The sequence below is a fragment of the Shewanella colwelliana genome (assembly GCF_001735525.1).
Classification (GTDB): Bacteria; Pseudomonadota; Gammaproteobacteria; order Enterobacterales; family Shewanellaceae; genus Shewanella; species Shewanella colwelliana.
The window spans coordinates 24,785-41,867 of sequence record NZ_MCBT01000033.1; the positions used below are offsets into that span (position 1 = coordinate 24,785).

Annotated in this window: 14 protein-coding genes; 7 read left to right on the top strand and 7 right to left on the bottom strand. The window is 45.2% G+C overall.

Annotated elements, in window-relative coordinates; genetic code table 11:
* Nucleotides 1–21 precede the first annotated feature (21 nt).
* From BEL05_RS10710 to BEL05_RS10730, 5 genes are all read right to left on the bottom strand, one after another.
* Nucleotides 22–846, bottom strand: coding sequence for a hypothetical protein (locus tag BEL05_RS10710; protein ID WP_028762928.1), 825 nt, complete (start codon nt 844–846; stop codon nt 22–24).
* A gap of 17 nt (nt 847–863) precedes the next feature.
* A complete protein-coding gene (locus tag BEL05_RS10715; protein WP_069671158.1) occupies nt 864–2,222 on the bottom strand; it encodes an OprO/OprP family phosphate-selective porin in 1,359 nt (452 codons plus the stop codon).
* A gap of 301 nt (nt 2,223–2,523) precedes the next feature.
* Nucleotides 2,524–3,864: a hypothetical protein gene (locus BEL05_RS10720; RefSeq protein WP_028762930.1), complete on the bottom strand. Its 1,341-nt coding sequence runs from the start codon at nt 3,862–3,864 to the stop codon at nt 2,524–2,526.
* An 11-nt stretch (nt 3,865–3,875) separates the two neighbouring features.
* The gene (locus BEL05_RS10725) at nt 3,876–4,346 is read right to left on the bottom strand and encodes a CYTH domain-containing protein (RefSeq protein WP_069671159.1); all 471 of its coding nucleotides are present in this window, start codon (nt 4,344–4,346) and stop codon (nt 3,876–3,878) included.
* A gap of 17 nt (nt 4,347–4,363) precedes the next feature.
* Nucleotides 4,364–4,999, bottom strand: a complete 636-nt coding sequence (locus BEL05_RS10730) for a hypothetical protein (RefSeq protein ID WP_028762932.1) — start codon at nt 4,997–4,999, stop codon at nt 4,364–4,366.
* A gap of 322 nt (nt 5,000–5,321) precedes the next feature.
* Here BEL05_RS10730 and BEL05_RS10735 point away from each other — a divergent pair, with 322 nt between their 5' ends.
* Both BEL05_RS10735 and BEL05_RS10740 read left to right on the top strand, forming a co-directional pair.
* Nucleotides 5,322–7,040: an SLC13 family permease gene (locus tag BEL05_RS10735; RefSeq protein WP_245686978.1), complete on the top strand. Its 1,719-nt coding sequence runs from the start codon at nt 5,322–5,324 to the stop codon at nt 7,038–7,040.
* Nucleotides 7,041–7,083: 43 nt separating this feature from the next.
* The gene (locus BEL05_RS10740; RefSeq protein ID WP_069671160.1) at nt 7,084–8,109 is read left to right on the top strand and encodes a helix-turn-helix domain-containing protein; all 1,026 of its coding nucleotides are present in this window, start codon (nt 7,084–7,086) and stop codon (nt 8,107–8,109) included.
* 21 nt (nt 8,110–8,130) lie between these two features.
* Here the strand turns inward: BEL05_RS10740 and BEL05_RS10745 are convergent, their stop codons facing one another.
* Nucleotides 8,131–9,498 (bottom strand): ATP-binding protein, encoded by a 1,368-nt coding sequence (locus BEL05_RS10745; RefSeq protein WP_069671161.1) that lies wholly within the window; start codon nt 9,496–9,498, stop codon nt 8,131–8,133.
* On the bottom strand, nt 9,498–10,181 hold the full coding sequence (locus tag BEL05_RS10750; RefSeq protein WP_028762936.1) for a response regulator: 684 nt from the start codon (nt 10,179–10,181) through the stop codon (nt 9,498–9,500). Before BEL05_RS10750 ends, BEL05_RS10745 begins: the two co-directional genes overlap by 1 nt.
* A gap of 236 nt (nt 10,182–10,417) precedes the next feature.
* Between BEL05_RS10750 and BEL05_RS10755 the strand changes: the two genes are divergently transcribed.
* The 5 genes from BEL05_RS10755 to BEL05_RS10775 all read left to right on the top strand — a co-directional run bounded on the left by BEL05_RS10755 (nt 10,418) and on the right by BEL05_RS10775 (nt 17,079).
* On the top strand, nt 10,418–10,903 hold the full coding sequence (locus BEL05_RS10755) for a Spy/CpxP family protein refolding chaperone (RefSeq protein ID WP_028762937.1): 486 nt from the start codon (nt 10,418–10,420) through the stop codon (nt 10,901–10,903).
* A gap of 64 nt (nt 10,904–10,967) precedes the next feature.
* Nucleotides 10,968–11,837, top strand: coding sequence for a cation efflux pump FieF (gene fieF / locus BEL05_RS10760; protein ID WP_028762938.1), 870 nt, complete (start codon nt 10,968–10,970; stop codon nt 11,835–11,837).
* Between the two features lie 172 nt (nt 11,838–12,009).
* A complete protein-coding gene (locus tag BEL05_RS10765; RefSeq protein WP_028762939.1) occupies nt 12,010–12,663 on the top strand; it encodes a TetR/AcrR family transcriptional regulator in 654 nt (217 codons plus the stop codon).
* Nucleotides 12,656–13,981: an efflux RND transporter periplasmic adaptor subunit gene (locus BEL05_RS10770; protein ID WP_069671162.1), complete on the top strand. Its 1,326-nt coding sequence runs from the start codon at nt 12,656–12,658 to the stop codon at nt 13,979–13,981. Before BEL05_RS10765 ends, BEL05_RS10770 begins: the two co-directional genes overlap by 8 nt.
* Entirely contained in the window at nt 13,978–17,079 is a 3,102-nt protein-coding gene (locus BEL05_RS10775) for an efflux RND transporter permease subunit (RefSeq protein WP_028762941.1), read from the top strand. The genes BEL05_RS10770 and BEL05_RS10775 overlap by 4 nt, the downstream gene beginning before the upstream one ends.
* Nucleotides 17,080–17,083: the final 4 nt, after the last annotated feature.

Below are 17,083 nucleotides of genomic sequence, written 5' to 3' on the forward strand. Positions count from 1 at the left end.
AACACTTGGCCTTAGTCGGGTTTAATTAAACCCTTTTGACATCTTAAAGGTGGCAGATGTCTTAGAGCCGTTGTTTTCACTCGGCATGTTCACTTTATTAACTTCTTCGTTGAGGAAGTTATAAGCTTCTTCTAGGTAACTCTTATCGCTAGCGTGGCCTTTAAACGAGAACTCGGTAAAGGTGACGCGAGGCTTGCGGTAGTAAGGGGTCCACAACTGAAAATCGATCTCTAAATTTTCGTAGCGAGGGTCTTTAAGACTACCTTCCCAGCCATGCGTTCTCATCACTAAGGTTTGCTGCAGTTTGTCTTTATTATTTTCGTAGATAGGGCCTACGATTTCCCAAACCGTGTCATCTTTCTTCAAAATATTGAAGACGCTTTCGATATCGACTCTTTTGACATCAATATCTGCTGGCGAGTACGGCACATCGTAACTGACACTGTAGGCTGATTTGTCGTTAGTAAAGTCAATTTCAGCTTTTTTGTAGTCACTCACCTCGCCAAAACCTTCAGGGTTTGCCGCTCTGAGTTTGACCGTTATTTTACTTTTTCTCGGTTTGGTGACATGTTCTCTGACACGGATTTGAATGTTATCGGCTTTAAAAGCACGATCGGCTGTATCGATATAAGTGACTAGTTTTACTGAAATATCATCATCCAAGTTAATAAAGCTAAATGCTTTCTTGAAGGCATCTGTTTGTTTGTCTGCAGCATAGGGTAAGGTTTTTCCTACCCCTGTATTGACGTGATACTCAAGTTGAGTAAACGCGTCGGGTGATAGTGCATAAGCACTGGCACTAAGGCAGAGATTGATTGCACCGATTAGAAATAAATTATTTCTCATAATGTAGGCTCCTTACCTTAAAATGCGAACTGTAGGCGAGCTTGGAAAATATTACCGTCTTGATCGTATTGTTCTACACCATTGATATCTGTGTATGGCGAGACATAATCGGCCTGGGTATGTACGTAGTTGAGTTGGGCTTTTAGGTTGTCTTCTAAGTACCAGTTTAATCCCAGTACGTAATCTGTTTTCTTACCGCCTTCGATCCCTGCATCGACATCATCAAAGTTAGCTTGATCAACTCTCAAGGCAACTTCCCATGCACCCCAACCTCCAGAAGAGATAGGACTATCGGGAGAAACAGCTTTGAATGTGCCTTTCTTGCCGCTATAACGCCATTTTTCGCCTGTGATGGTATAGACAGCTTGTGCATAGTAAGAGTTAACACTCACTTTCGGGTCATCAATTTGATCAACCGAAGCGGTCATGTATTCGGCTTGCAACAATAGGTTACTGTATTGATAGGCCAGCTCTGCACCGTAGTGAATGCCCGATTCCGCTTTTATCTTGCCAGTATCTACAATACGCTCTGTCGGCTTGGTATTTGGACGCGCACGATAGCGCAGGGATTTAGCGGCATCATCATTGAGGTTGTTATAGAGTCCGCTCGCACCAATGTGGAGCAAGTGACCATTACTATTGATCGGCGCCATGGTGAAGCGTGCGTTAAGCATATCCATTTTGGCGTGGTTTTGATCGTCAGTTTCTTCAAACTCATTCTCGGTGATCACGCCATAACCTAAATGCAGGTTGTAGTTATTACCCACATAGCGCCACTGCACACCTAATGCTCTGTCTGGAGAGAAACTATCAGTCGATGCGCGCTCTAAAAAGGCAAGGTGAGCGGAGCTACCTGTTGCTTCCATACCAAAGGCATATTTTTGGAAACCCAGTTTTAAGGTCGAATTGTCCCAGCCTTTATAGGTGACGTTGGCATCTTTAACTTCAACTTCGGCAAGTCCATCGAAATCGAGTTCCAGTTCATATTCCCAAGAGTTTGAAAAGTATCCCTCTATGCCAAAACGTAGGCGGCGAATACTTGCATCGGTAAAGCTCTCTACATAGTCACCGCCATTTTTGTAAAGCTCATCAGCTTTGACGTAATCAGCTTGAATACGTGCTTTAAACTCTAACGTAGAGCGGCCATCTTGGGAGATCAAGGCTGGGCTTGGCGAATCTTTAGAGAATTTAACGCGGTCGACTTTATTGGCAGCATCTTTGGCTTCAATTAACTCCATTTCTAATGCATTGAGTCGTTCTTCTAGCTCTAAGACCTTATCTGTTTCCGTCGCCATGACTGCAGATGAAAAACATAGCACTGAGGCGGAAATTGCTAGCGCGATAGGTGAGATTGAAAACATCTTTTTACTGTTCATAATACGCTTCCTTCGGTAACTTATTATTGTATACACTTGGTGTTAAACGCTTTCTAAACTTGATGTGTTAAGAGTATGCTTTATATGTGCTAAAAAACATGATCGATGTCAACTAATTACAACTAAATCGTACACATTGTTAATTTTTTGGTGGTTGATTTTTTCTTAGGTGGATATGCGCTAATGTATAAATGCTAATCGATGCCTAGCTTCTATCTTACACAGGGTATAAGCGTGTCGTTGGCTACTCTGGTGTTAGTTGTTAATGTTGTCAGATTAGGTGGTTTTTCTTTCTGATTAACTAGCCTTTAATGTTATGTTTTATATCTACTTTGTCTATGCGGTGTATTCCTTTTCTGCTCACAAAAAGCTTGTAGTGATCATGGGTTTCCTGCGCGCCATGTTGCAGTGTCACAATGAGGTGTACCGTGTTGACTTTGTGGATGTTGGTATATTTGATATTTGACTCATTTTCATACCAGTGCTGACTCATTACCTTAGGGAGTTTTCGTAAAGGTCTGCTCAAATTTATTGTAAGTTCATCTAAAAACTTTTCCTCAGAATTTGTGTTGTTTGTTGTCGTGAAATGATAACTACGCTGATGGACAAAAGCGGTATTAAATCGACTACTTTCGGTATTGTTGGCGCGCTTGATAATTGCCTTTACCTCCTCATTTAACAGATGTCGATTTTGGCTATAGTAAGTCTCTTTTAGATCGCAGAGGCTGTTGTCATCATTGGTATAGAAACGGTAATGATGTTGAAAAAAATGGGAGAAAAATTTCTGCATCAGGTAGTTGCGACCCAGCTCTTTAATGCGATCTTTAAAAATGTAGGAGAGCACTAAAGAGACAAAGAAAGGAGTTGAAAAGTTGCCAAAGGCTTTTTGAGTGGCAAAGGCAACTCCAGTCGCAAATGCCATGGCTAATGCAGCGGCAAAGCCAAAAATGAGTTGTTCGACAACCGCACCATCATTCAATTTTTTACAGCGGACTTTATAGGGGCTGTTAATAATCCTACGTCCCATATGCAAACGACGCAGGAGTTTCTCCTGCCCATCTTCGCTGCTATCGGTTAACTTGATATGGTGCTTGTTGGCATAATTGCAGGTGTGGATTATTTTGCTTTCAATATCACTTTTTTCAGACTTACATGCCTTAAGTTTGTGTTGCAGTAGCGTTTGGTGGAAGTGATAGAGGAGTTGATGGTTGGCGAGCTGAAAACGTTTATGATGAGTGAGTTGATTCTCATTGTCATGAATACCTTGAAAAGATTCAATCAATTCGCCAACTAGCGCTAACTGTGAAGTACTAGCGGTTAATAGCATTTGATTTATGCCTGAGACGAAGTTCGATAATGCGCGAATATAGTTGTTGGAGTTGTGGGTTGCTTTGGCGTAAGCCGTTTGTCTCAGGGTAAATAGGTCGCGTTTGACTGAGTCGACGTTCATTGGCGTCGCTTTTATCAGTGATTGTTTTTGTAATAAGGATTGATAGAAGTGGGATGGAGAGAAAAAGTCGCTATGATCGGCCAATGGTGCCGGGTAAAAGTAGTGTACTTTTACCCGTGCATTTTTAATGGTGGCGGCAAGCTCAACATTAATGGCTAAGTGGTATTGGTCGGCGATCGATAGCGACAACATAATTATTACTGTTACCAGGTAGTATAAGGTTGCTTCATTAGCATTGAGTTGTAGTAACGCGTGTCACCAGTGACCTCTTCACCTAACCAACTTGGCTTGTTGACGGTTTGCGCTTCAGTTGTCAGTTCAACCTCAGCAACAGTTAAGCCTTGGTTACTTTGGTAGAATTCATCGACTTCAAAAAGATGATTCTCATGTTCAACTAAGTAACGGGTTTTATCGATCACACCCGGCTCGCAAATTTTAAGTAACTCTTGTGCTTCGGAGACTGGGATTTCACTTTCCCACTCGTAACGTGAAGCCCCCGATTCATTACCTATCCCTTTAATGGTGAGAAACCCTTTGTCACCCTTAACTCTTACTCTAACGGTTCGCTCAGGAACACTACTCAAATACCCTTGAATGATGCGAACTGAACGAGCTGCTTGCTGCTTAAACTCATCACTTTTGACTAAATATTTACGTTCAATTTCTTGTGCCATGATCCGTTTCCTTAAAATTAATTAGCCAGCGGTAAATTTTTCATGCCGATGACGCGCTTGATCGCTTGCAGGTAATTGATGTTTTCAACACCTTCTAATTTCACATCTTTGACTGTCTGTTGAATATCTTCGAGTTCTGTTGATTCGCTATTGATGCTAACAATACGCGCACCGTTAACAAGCACATTGGCCACTTCACAGATAGTGTTGTTGACCATGTAGCCAAAACGCTCTTTGTGGATTTTTACTGCTTGCAGATCTGGATGCGCGTCAATGATTGCGATGAATTCGTCAAAAGTGTACTCCTCTTTATCTAAATCAGGCTGTTCGACCATAAATGCGGGGAATATCTCTTCTATCAATTGTGCTGCGCTAATCGGGAACTCAGCTTTTAGTTTCGGGTCCCACTGCTCAAGGCCATCAATGGTTTGTACATAGCATTTGACGTCCATTTTGCCGTCGCGGATTTTAGTATTATTCAGATCATTAGTACGCGACATAATATAGATTTCGTCGCTTTCTCGATGCCAGACCTTCTCTGGGATCGGTACAGAAAGTCGTGCCATACGTTGGGCGGCTTCGGTAAAATCTTGACCGAACGTGCGGAATTCGAAACGAGGCTTTGAAATTTCGCCAATTTTAAGTTCTGACATAAATGCTTCCTTGATACGGTTTTTTAGGTGGTTAAGTACGCTATTTACAGTACTCCTAGAAAACTAAAAATAAACCGATCTAGATCAACTTTAAATAACTTAGTTACAACCTAATCGTACGAGCTTTCCGTTTCCGCTGTATACGTATTCTTGCAAGTTGTTGTTTCCAATTGTTTTGCTGTGTTTTGTTGTTGAGCTTTACCTGTATTGATACTTTTTATGTAAAAACTAAAATGTATTTATGTTGATCTGGATCCAGTTTTGTTTTGGCGTATGAGAGTAAGGTTTGCTTAATCACTATCCAGTTTAAGGGCGCAGTTAGATGACTCAAGGAAACGTTAGTGCAGCCAATCCGCTAGATATGCATCAAGATTCAACCGATGGGCTTGCTGTAAGATATAACCCTAGTAACAAAGCGAAGGTAGAAGAGGGCATGAGTGTGGAACAAAAGGAGGCGAGCCAAATCGATCCACTCGATATGAATCAATACCGTATGGAAAAATTACCCGTTAGACATAAAAGCCCTATTGAAGTGTGGCTAGCTAGGGCGGGTATCTGGATTGCGGCGGCGGTATTTGTATTGTTGCTGAGCAGTCAGCCACTTAGTTTTCTGGTGGATTTTGATCCGAGCATGCTGAGTAAAACCGCAGCGGCTCACTTTGCTGAAGTTGGTGGTGTGTTATTTAGTTGGCATGGTCAGGCCATGCTGGCCATTTTTTGTACTGCGGTGATTTTATGGATAACAGAGCCTATTCCAAATTATTTGACCTCGCTTATGGTGATCATCGCGATGGTCTTAACGGGTGTTCTACCGGAAAAAGTTGCCTATGCTCAGTTAGGGCATCCAATTATGTGGCTGAATATATTGTCTTTTATTCTTGCTTCTATGTTGGTGTCATCGGGTGCAGCTAAACGTTTCGCGCTATGGTTTATTTGTCGATTTGGCACCAGTGCTACGCCAATTTTTTATAGCTTTATGGTCATAAACCTCGCGTTGTCTGCGTTTATCTCGGCGACCACCGCCAAAGCTGCGATTTTGATGCCCATTTTTATGGTTATAGCAGCGGTTTATGGCGCCAAAGGCGGAGATAACAAGAATAACTTCGGCCGTAATTTAGTTTTACAAAACCTGTTGCAAATAAATCTCTGTGCTGGGGCGTTTGTGACGGGATCCGGAGCAAATCTCCTAGCGGCGAGTTTAATTGCAGGGGCTATCGGCGGCAGCTTTTTCTTTGCCGATTGGATGATAGTGGCGATGCCCATTGTCATTTGCATGGTGGTGATTGGTTGGTTAATTGCCACCAAAATTTTCTTCCCGTTGGCTGAAGAAGAACGATTGCCGCAAATTGAGGGGGGAATGGATCGCCTAAAAGAAGAATTGGCTAAAATGGGAACAATCTCGACACGAGAGATAAAGTCTCTTGTGATTTTTGTGACCATCTTAATATTTTGGGCAACCGATAAGTATCATGGTGTTAGTGCAACCGCAATAGCGTTTATTGGTGCCATTGTCGCTTTAAGTCCTAGAATTGGTGTCGTTAATTGGAACCAAGTGGATGTGCCCTGGCACTTACTACTGTTTTCTGCAGGAGCTTATACGTTAGGGGCGGGGTTTAAACAGACGGATTTACCTAATTTAGCAGTGAATTTTAGTTTAGAATACTTTGGTTTAGATGAAAGTACGCCATTTAGCGTGTTCTATGTTTTACTCACTGGAGCCATGCTATTTAGTTCGTTGGTGTTTCAGTCAAAAACCATGAGAACGATGCTGTTTGTGCCGATAGCTATTGGTATTGCACAACGCTTTGACTTTCCGATTATGAGTTTGGCGTTGCCTGTGGCCCTTTTAATTGAACATGTTTATGTGTTGCCCTTTAACAGTAAGCCAGCGCTACTCTTGTATTCAACTGACCATTATAGTTTGAGCGATACCTTTAAATTTGGTTTTACTATGTTATTGATCGGTTGGGCGACAAGTATTTTGATGGGTGAGACGTGGTTTAGATGGTTGGGTTATACGCCAAATGGTGTGTTTGGCTAAGGCCGCTTTTCATTGTGAAATGGAATATTATTGAGAGTTTGCTATGAGCGCAAAGAATAATGAAATCCGCAGTAAGCTAGCCTTATTACAATTGGCAACTGAACTTGGCAGTATCAGTAAAGCCTGTGAAATTATGGGATATAGCAGGGACAGTTATTATCGCTTCAAAAAGCAATACGAGACTGTTGGTGAGAGAGGGTTGAAGAATCTGTCGCGGAAAAAGCCTGCGATGAAAAACCGTGTCTCACAAGAGGTGGAAGATCAGGTTATTGAGATAGCATTGGATTACCCTAATTATGGTCAAGCCAAAGTCGCAGAGTTACTCGGTGCCAGAGGCTGTAGTATCTCTGCTAGCGGTGTTCGAACTATTTGGCTGCGACATAACTTAGAAACCAAAAAGAACCGTTTATTGGCATTACACAATAAGCTCAAGCAAAACCAGAAGTTTGCGCCATTAGATCAGCAGCACATTGAACAGCTTTATAAGCAAGATCCTAATGATCCCAATATTGAGTGCCTTTATCCTGGTGATATATGTGTACAAGATACTTTTGATCTAGGTGTCATTTCTCCACTGGGGCAGCTGTATCTACATACCTTTGTGGACGGGTATAGTCAGTATGCGATATCGACTGTCATGACGGATAACAGTTCGGCGAGTGTCGCTCAATTTTTACGTGAGGTTGTGCTGCCTTGGTATCGAGAGAATTCGATTAACATCAACAGTATTCTGACAGATAGAGGGCCTGAATTCTCAGGGAAGAAAAGCCAAGAATTTAGTCAGTTCTTGAGCGAACAACAGATTAACCATATTCAGATGAGGGCGTATAACGGCCCTGTTGTTAATGGATTAGCGGCAAGATTTCAGACGTTTGCCAATAGTGAGTTTTTTGAGCCCTATTTTAAGGCGAATAAAGTCGAATCATTGGCGCAGATCAATCATCAATTTAGTGCATGGCAAGCTGACTATAATCAACATCAATCACTATCTGGGCGTTATACCTTAGGTAAAACCGCTGCAGAGGTCCTTAGTGTCAGCCGCCACCTGATTGGTGCAGATAATGATTGACTTAACTAGCCCATCAGGCTGCTATTTCGGCAGCCTGATGGTGATTTTTAGCCCATGAGGTGACAGGTTGCTGGCTGTTATCTTACCCTTGTGGGCGTCGATAGCAGCTTTGGCAATTGCGAGTCCTAATCCCCAGCCACCCGATTCTCTTTCCCTTGCTGATTGCGGTCGGTAGAAGGGTTCAAAAATTGCTTGTAGGTCGCGTTCATCTTCAATACCTGGTCCATCATCGGCAATGGTAAGTTCTATCTGTTCAGGGTGCTGAATGGCATGAATGCTGACATTTTGGTTGGCATAACGAATGGCATTACGCAGTAGGTTTTCGATGGCTCGAGCCAGTGGCCTCGGGGTCATGGCAAAACAGAGTTGCTCGTCGATGTCGATATTGAGCTGTTTATCTTGTTGGGCGGCTTCAAATTCGGCGTCATCTAACACTTGCCCTAAGGTTTCACTCAAGGATAAATGATGTTTATTTTCATGTAGGTTGAGTTTAACCCGAGACAATTCAAGTAGCTCGGCAATCATGGCTTCTAGTTGTTCGGCTTCGTAGCTGATGCGTTCTAGCTCGGTAGAGGTTTGTCCTTTCTTACGGGCCAATGCCAATGCCAGTTGCAAGCGGGTCAGTGGTGTTCTCAGCTCATGGGAGATGTCACTAATCAACCTTTGTTGACTATTCACCATAGATTCAATAGCGCCGGCCATCGCATTAAATGATTGAGCCAACTGGCCAATTTCATCTTTACGTTTAGTGGTACTGCTATCGGCCCTGTGACCTAAATCGCCACTGGCGACAGCTTCGGCACTGTGCTTTAAGGCCCGTAGCGGTTTACCAAGGTGCCAAGCCAACAAGGCACACAGCAGGCCAGAGAGAAGAATAGCCAATGCCAAGGTTAGGATGATGTTTTCGGCAAAAAAGAAAAACCACGGCCTAGGGTGCATCTCTGCGAGACGACCGTAAAGACTGTATTTTTCGCCATTGACTTCAAACGTATGAGGGCCAAACAGTAATTCGCTTTTAAACTGATGACTGATAGGGCGGGTTGCGTCATCGGCCATCAGCATAAAACGACGTATAGCGCGCGAAGGGTGCTCGGTATTGAGTATCTGCCCCTGTGCATTGGCGAGATAAAAGCGAACAGGTTTGTTGTTCATCTCTCTGAATCTGTGCCAGCGTCTATCGCGTTGGGTTGTGATCAGTTCTGGGTTGGCTTGGATCCGTTTAGCGATCCTGTCGAGCAGGTTGACAAGGTGAGGCGGAATTGGGGCCCGATCGTGGTTTTGCTGCAACAGTGGCAGCAGGCCGACGGTAGCAATAATTAAACTGCTACAGAGCCAGAAGCTTAGCAGCAGTTTGATAAATATGTTGTTGGGTAAGTGACTAACTTTCATTAGGTTAACCAGATATATCCTTTGCCACGTAGGGTTTTTACTCGTGGACGACCATCGCTACGTTCCGGCAGCTTTTTACGTAAATTTGACAGGTGCATATCTAAACTACGGTCGAATGGCATCAGCTTTTTACCTAAGACTTTTTCACTCAGGCTGTCTTTGCTCAATACTTCGCCGCTATGCTGGATCATGTGGTAAAGCAGGCTAAACTCGGTGCCCGTTAAGATGAGTAATTGCTCTTGGCAGATCACCTCCTGGCGGCTCGGATCTAGCTTAATGTCGGCGAATTCGAGCACACTCGGTTGTTGCTCATCAATTTGCTGATGCGTGCGGCGAATAATCGCCTTAATGCGAGCAATCAACTCACGGTCATTAAATGGTTTGGGCAGGTAATCGTCGGCACCAATTTCTAGGCCGACAACTCTATCAATTTCATCGCCACGAGCCGTTAGCATCAATACCGGAGTTTGCTTCTTGGCACGCAGGGCCTTGAGCACTTCAAAGCCATTGAGTTGTGGTAGCATGACGTCCAGTAAGATGAGATCAAATGTTTGTGTCAGCGCCAGCTGTAATCCCGTTTGACCATCATGGGCTAGCGTTAGTGTAAAACCTTCCAGCTCAAGCAGTTGTGCCAACAATTCTGCGAGTCCTAGATCATCATCAATTAACAAAATGTGGCTCATACTACTTCTCTTCTCTTTCTATAACAGCTTGAGTATACCTGTTTCGATGTCAATTGCCGTCTATAGAATGTAAGTCTACGTAAAGTGCTGTTCTTTGAAGGCGATGCAGTAACTTTACGCAGTTTTACGTAGGTCAAACCCTAGATTACATTGCAGGGATTACACTAGCTCATGTTGGAACTCACTTAAGAGTTTATTTACCTATTCCACTCGCTATAAAAGCTAAGAGGTAGCTTATGAACAAGATGACAGTAAAATCCGCATTGTTTGCATTAATGACTAGCGCAGTATTGTTAGCACCGACGGTTAGCGCAGAGAATGGATCTAATCAAGGGCAAGGCTACCATGAGATGCGCGGTGAACATCGTGGGCATCATGGTGATATGCGCAAGATGTTACGTGGCCTAGATTTAACTGAGCAGCAGCGCACTGAAATTAAAAGCTTAATGAAAGCACATAAGAGTGAGAGGGCAGCACAACGTCCATCGGCAGAGGTGCGTCAGGCTCATCAGCAACAGATGTTAGATATGATCTCTAGCGACAGTTTTAGTGAAGCAGACGTGGTAAATATGATGGATGCACGCCAGGAAAAACGTCAACAAGCTGCCGTTGAAAGAGTGAAGATGCAGCGTGCAATCTACCAACTGCTTACGCCAGAGCAGCAAGCTAAATTTAAAGCGAATTTTGCTCAGCGTGGGTCACGTAAAGGAGATCGCTCATAGCGACTAACTGAGTTACAATTGGGTCATGTTTCTTCCCCTACTGAACTAGTAGTAATATGACCCTATGACAGACACTTCCCAATACGATTTCTGGGTGAAGCTGGCAAGCCGCGCAGCGGTGGCAACGGCGTTCACCCTTATTATTATCAAATTAGCGGCGTGGATGTATTCTGGCTCGGCGAGTATGCTGGCATCACTCACCGACTCTTTTGCTGATGCACTCGCTTCTATTGTTAATTTCATAGCGATACGTTATGCCATTGTGCCGGCTGATAAAGATCACCGATATGGTCACGGTAAAGCTGAACCGCTCGCCGCCTTGGCCCAGTCTGCTTTTATTCTCGGTTCGGCATTTTTGTTGCTATTTCATGGTGGCGACCGCTTAATCAATCCTGCACCTGTACAACATGCAATGATAGGCGTGGTGGTCTCTGTTATCGCAATTATCTTGACCTTTGCCCTAGTGATGTTACAAAAGCGTGCAGTCGCCGCAACCTCAAGCACTGTTGTTGAGGCCGATGCGCTGCACTATAAGTCAGATCTCTTTCTCAATGCTGCGGTGTTGCTTGCCTTAGTGTTATCACAGTTTGGATGGTGGTGGGCCGATGGCCTGTTTGCGGTGCTGATTGCGCTGTTTATTGGTCAGCAAGCATTAGGGTTAGGGTATCGCTCCGCACAGTCGCTACTCGATAGAGAACTGGATGCAGATACCAAACTTAAAATCGTACAGGCATTAGAGCAAGACCCTCGTATTAACGGATTTCACGACTTGCGTACACGAGAGTCAGGTAAAACGACCTTTGTGCAGTGCCATTTAGAGCTTGATGGTCGACTTACCTTGCTAGAGGCGCATGCCATTGCTGATGCGGCAGAGGCAAGAGTTCGCCACCTATTTGAAGATGTAGAAGTGCTGATACATCAAGATCCTGTGTGATAGTCGCACCCAGTCTGTCATTGAGCCTACGGTAGTTAAGCCTGCTGTAGGCGGTCCTTCTCGTTAAAACTGCACCATGTTAATTCTACATAACCCCTGTTTCGGGGGAATTATTTTGCTGCCAATTTGTTCATTCTTTTCCTAAAATTAATTCTTCTAATGAGGAATTAATATGGCAGAAGCGAAAAAGCGTGTTGGTCGTCCCAGCGGTGATAGTCAAAATCGCGATAAGCTTATTTTAGCGGCACGAAACCTGTTTATTGAGCGTGACTATGCGCAGGTCACCATTCGTGAGATAGCGAGCTGTGCTGGCACCGATCCTGGCTTGATCCGATACTACTTTGGTTCGAAAGAGAGTCTGTTTTCTGCCATGATCCGTGAAACGGCGCTACCAGTTGCCCAGTTGGTGTATCAGTCCAAATTGGACATACAAGCTGACGGTCCAGCGAGTTTGATGCAAACCTATTACACCATCATGGCGAAACACCCTCATTTTCCTCGCCTGATGTTCCGTATTGCGGGCTTAGACCAGAGCTTGCCGGAAAATGAAGAGGTCACCAAAGCGTTTTATGAGGTGGTTAACTTTGACCACATTGCCATGTTTAAGCGGATGAAAGACAAAGGGATGTTAAAAGATGATATTGATGATCGTTGTGCGCAACTGTCTTTTTTCGCCATGATGGTGTTTCCATTTTTGGTGCCCGATAACCTATTAAAGCGTGTCGGGATTGAGATCACGCCTGAGTTTCTGCAAACCTTAGCAAAACAAAATGCCAATTTACTCCGCAGAGGATTACTGCGTGAAAAGGACCACACTGATGAATAATAAAAAACGCCTAATATTTGTTGGGATCGGCATAGGTATGTTGGTACTGGTTCTTGCGGGACTGTTAAAGCCTTCGCCTTCTCTGGTGCAAGGATACGATAAGGCGCGTTTTGTTGAAGTGTTGTCGCTTAAGCAGATTGAATTAGCGCCGCGGATCGAAGGGTTTGGGCGCGTAGAGCCCAAACATGTTTGGCAAGCCATGGCTGAGGTGGGTGGTAAAGTTATCTATCGCCACCCTCAATTAGAAACGGGGCGGATGCTAGCCAAAGGTACGCAGGTGTTAGCGATCGACCCTCTGGAGTACGAGCTTAAGTTGGCACAGGCTCAGGCCAATCTTAATGCGACGCAAGCCCAGTTGACTCGGCTAGCACAGCAAGAGCGCAACCTTAACACTAGCCTTAAAATTGAGCAGCAGAAGTTGGTGTTAGCAGAGCAGGAGTATCAACGTAAGGTTACCCTTAAAAAGCGTGACCTAGTGTCAAGTTCTGAAGTCGAAAATCAAAAGCAATCTTTGCTGGTACAGACCAAGTTAGTGGAAGATCTACAAAGCTCATTAAAGCTGCTGCCCGATGACCGACGAGTGAGCCAAGCGCAAGAGAAAGTGGATATTGCCTTGTTGGCTGATGCACAGCGGCGACTGGAGCAGACTAAGGTTGTCCTGCCGTTCGATGCCAGAATCTCAGATGTTAACATTGAACAAGATCAGGTTGTGACCACAGGTTCTGTGATGCTGGTGGCACATCAGCTGGGCACTGCAGAGATTAAGGCCGAGCTCTCTATTCAAGATATGCGTACCTTAGTTGGTAGCATATTATCCACATCAGCCACGATGAATATGCCCTCAATTGAACGCTTTGAGCTGCAAGCGGAAGTTACTTTTGAGGCAGGTAATAACCGCTTCACTTGGCCGGCTAAGGTGACACGCGTTGCAGAGACGGTAAATCCAAACCTAGCCACGATAGGGGTTTACCTTGAAGTGGAGCAAGATTTTCATCAGTTGGATCTATTAACACGCCCGCCATTAACTAAGGGGATGTTTGTCCGCGCGGATATCATTGGCGGGGCAAAACCTCACTTTGTTATCCCAGAGAAGGCACTTCATGGCGGCGCCATTTATCTAATGGATAATGATGACCGACTGCAAATTAAACCGGTGGAAGTGCTATTTCGTGATGGCTTACAAGTCGCCATTGATGGGGAGATAGCGACAGGAGATCGTTTAGTGCTCAATGATCTCATTCCTGCTATTCCTGGCATGTCCCTTAAGGTCGTACAGCCCAATGCGGCGCAAGCAGACACCAAGGAGGCCAGTCTGTGATCGCCTATATTACCAAGCACCCAACATTAGCCAATTTGATCATGCTGGCCTTTTTGATGCTGGGCTTGATCAATATGGGGTCGATAAAACGAGAGACATTTCCTGAGTTTGCGCCGCCTTATGTCGTGGCTACCGTGGTGTATCCCGGCGCTTCGCCTGTCGAGGTGGAAGAGAGTATTTGTCTGCGTATGGAAGATGCGGTGGACGGTTTAGCCAATATTGAAGAGGTGAAGTGTGATGCCCAAGAGGGCGTGGCGTCGATGCGACTTAAGCTCGAGTCCAATGCTGATTTAGGGCGGATGTTGGTTGATGTTCAGACACAAATTAATGCCATTCAGAACTTTCCGACCCAAATCGAACCCCCTGTGGTCAAAGAGCTTGATTGGGCGGAGCCGGTCGTCGACATTGCGATTGTCGCCGACACCAGCTGGCCACATTTAAAAAGTTATGCTGAAGATATAAAGCGACGTCTGAAGATCGATGCGGGTGTCAATTTGGTATCGATAGCGGGCTTTTCCGATCACCAGCTTCGTATCGAATTAGATAGTATTGCGATGCGTCGCCTAGGGCTGACTGCGGCTGATGTGGCAGATAAAGTGGGCCGGCAAAATGTTAAAATGCCAGCGGGTAATATTGAGCTGCAAGACAAGAATATTTTGCTGCGTTTTGATGAGCGCAAAGTTACACCTCAAGCGCTAGGCCGCACTATTGTAGCCTCCAATAGTGATGGTAGTGTGGTACGGCTTGACGATATTGCCACCATCACAGACAGGTTTGAGCTGGATGAAGAGCATATCCAGTTTAACGGTAAGAATGCCGCGTTAATCAAGGTGCAAAAAAATAAGGCCGATGATGCGTTGCGGATTAAAGAGCGAGTCAATGCGTTTATTGCGCTTGAGCAGACTCGGGCTCCAGAGGGTGTCACCTTAACCATGACCAATGATCTGTCATCGGTATTGCAAGACAGGCTGGACATGATGCTAACCAATGGTTGGCAGGGGATCATCTTAGTCTTCTTTAGCATGTGGCTGTTTTTCTCATTGCGCTACTCATTTTGGGTATCGGCAGGACTTCCGGTCGCTTTTCTTGGCGGCCTCTATTTGATGAGCCTATTTGGGGTCTCCATTAACCTCATGAGCTTGGTCGGTCTGCTAATGGCTATCGGTATTATGATGGATGATGCGATTGTGATTGCGGAATCCATTGCATCGCACATTGACCGTGGCTTCTCTCCGAGTGATGCGGTGGTCAAAGGGGTCAGTAAGGTGGCGCCAGGCGTCGTGTCCTCCTTTTTGACGACTGTGTTGATCTTTAGTGCGCTGCTTGGGCTCGATGGCCAGATGGGCGCAGTGCTGTCGGCGATTCCAACTGTGCTTATCATGGTGTTGACCGTGAGTTTGGTTGAAGCCTTTTTGATTTTACCCAATCACCTAAACCATTCGCTTACCCATGCTGGTAAAGAGCGTGAACCGCTTGAATTTAAGCGTAAGTTCCTGGCTAAGTTTGAGTCTTTTAGAAACAATCAGCTGGTAGATATGGTCACCTTTATGGTGCGTTGGCGCTATGCCAGTGTTGGCGCAACGTTAGGCATTCTGCTTATCTCAATATCGCTAGTGGTGGGCGGTGCGATTAAGTTTGTTCCGTTTCCTGAGCTCGATGGCGATATCGCTGAAGCCCGGATTATTTTGCCGCCAGGCACCTCTTTGAATCAAACTAAAGCGGTGGTGGAGCAGTTAATCGCCAGTGCCAAGCTAACAGGTGATAGGTACAGTGAAGAGGTGGAAGAGGGGGTTGAGCTCATACAAGATATCACTGCACAATATAATTTTAACGCTGATGCGGGAGAGAAGGGACCACATGTGGCCACAGTGCGCTTAGATCTGCTATCGGCAGAGACGCGCAACACCCTCATCGATGCTTTTATTGCCGATTGGCGTACCAATAGTGGCGACTTGGCGCTACCGCTTTCGATTGTCTATAAACAGCCAACCATGGGGCCTGCGGGGCGTGATATCGAAGTGCGCTTACAGGGCGATGATCTCGATACGCTTAAGCAGGCGTCGGTATCACTGCAATCTTATTTGGCGCAGTTTGATGGGATTAGCGGCATCCTCGATGACATGCGGCCTGGTAAAGAGGAGATAAAAGTCAGTTTACGTCCCGGTGCTGAAACCTTTGGTATCGATGGCCAATTGGTGGCTGCACAGCTGCGCAGTGCTTTCTATGGTCAAACCGCCGATGAGATCCAAGTTGGGCCGGAAAATATCGAGATTGATGTACGTCTTAATACGAAGCAAGCCGGCGACTTACAGGCGTTGGCGAATTTCCCCATCATACTCGCTGATGGCAGCCAACTGCCACTGTCAGCAATTGCGAAGCTGGAAGACCAACGCTCTTATGTGCGCATTCAGCGCATCAACAGTTTGCGCACAGTAACCGTGATGGCCGATGTGAATAACCATAGCGCCAATGCCAATGAAACCTTAGCTAAGGTTAAATCTGAGTGGTTACCACAAGTGACGACTCAATATCCTAGCTTAAGGGTCGATTTTGAAGGTTCAGCTAAGGAGACCGCCAAGACGGGCAGTTCAATGGCCAAGGGCTTTATGATTGGTCTGTTTGGGTTGTTTGCGATATTGAGTTTCCAGTTTCGCAGTTATTTAGAGCCTACCGTGGTGATGCTGGCGATACCATTGGCATTAATTGGTGTGTTATGGGGCCACTTTTTGTTGGGGTACAACTTGTCGATGCCATCGATAATGGGCTTTATCTCGCTGGCGGGGATCGTGGTGAATGACTCGATACTCTTGGTGCAATATATTCGTCACCATGTGGATGAGGGCGATAGCGTCCAACAAGCGGTGATCAGCGCCAGCCGAGAACGTTTTCGTGCGGTTTTCTTAACCTCGTTGACCACAGCTGCGGGACTATTACCACTGCTGATGGAAAGCAGCTTACAAGCACAAGTGGTACAGCCTTTGGTTGTCTCCATAGTGTTTGGAATTTTTGCATCGACCTTACTGGTGTTGTTTATCATTCCGTGTGCCTATGCCATCTTGGCAGATTTTGGCAAGGTACATAAACACCAAGACATTTAGATAA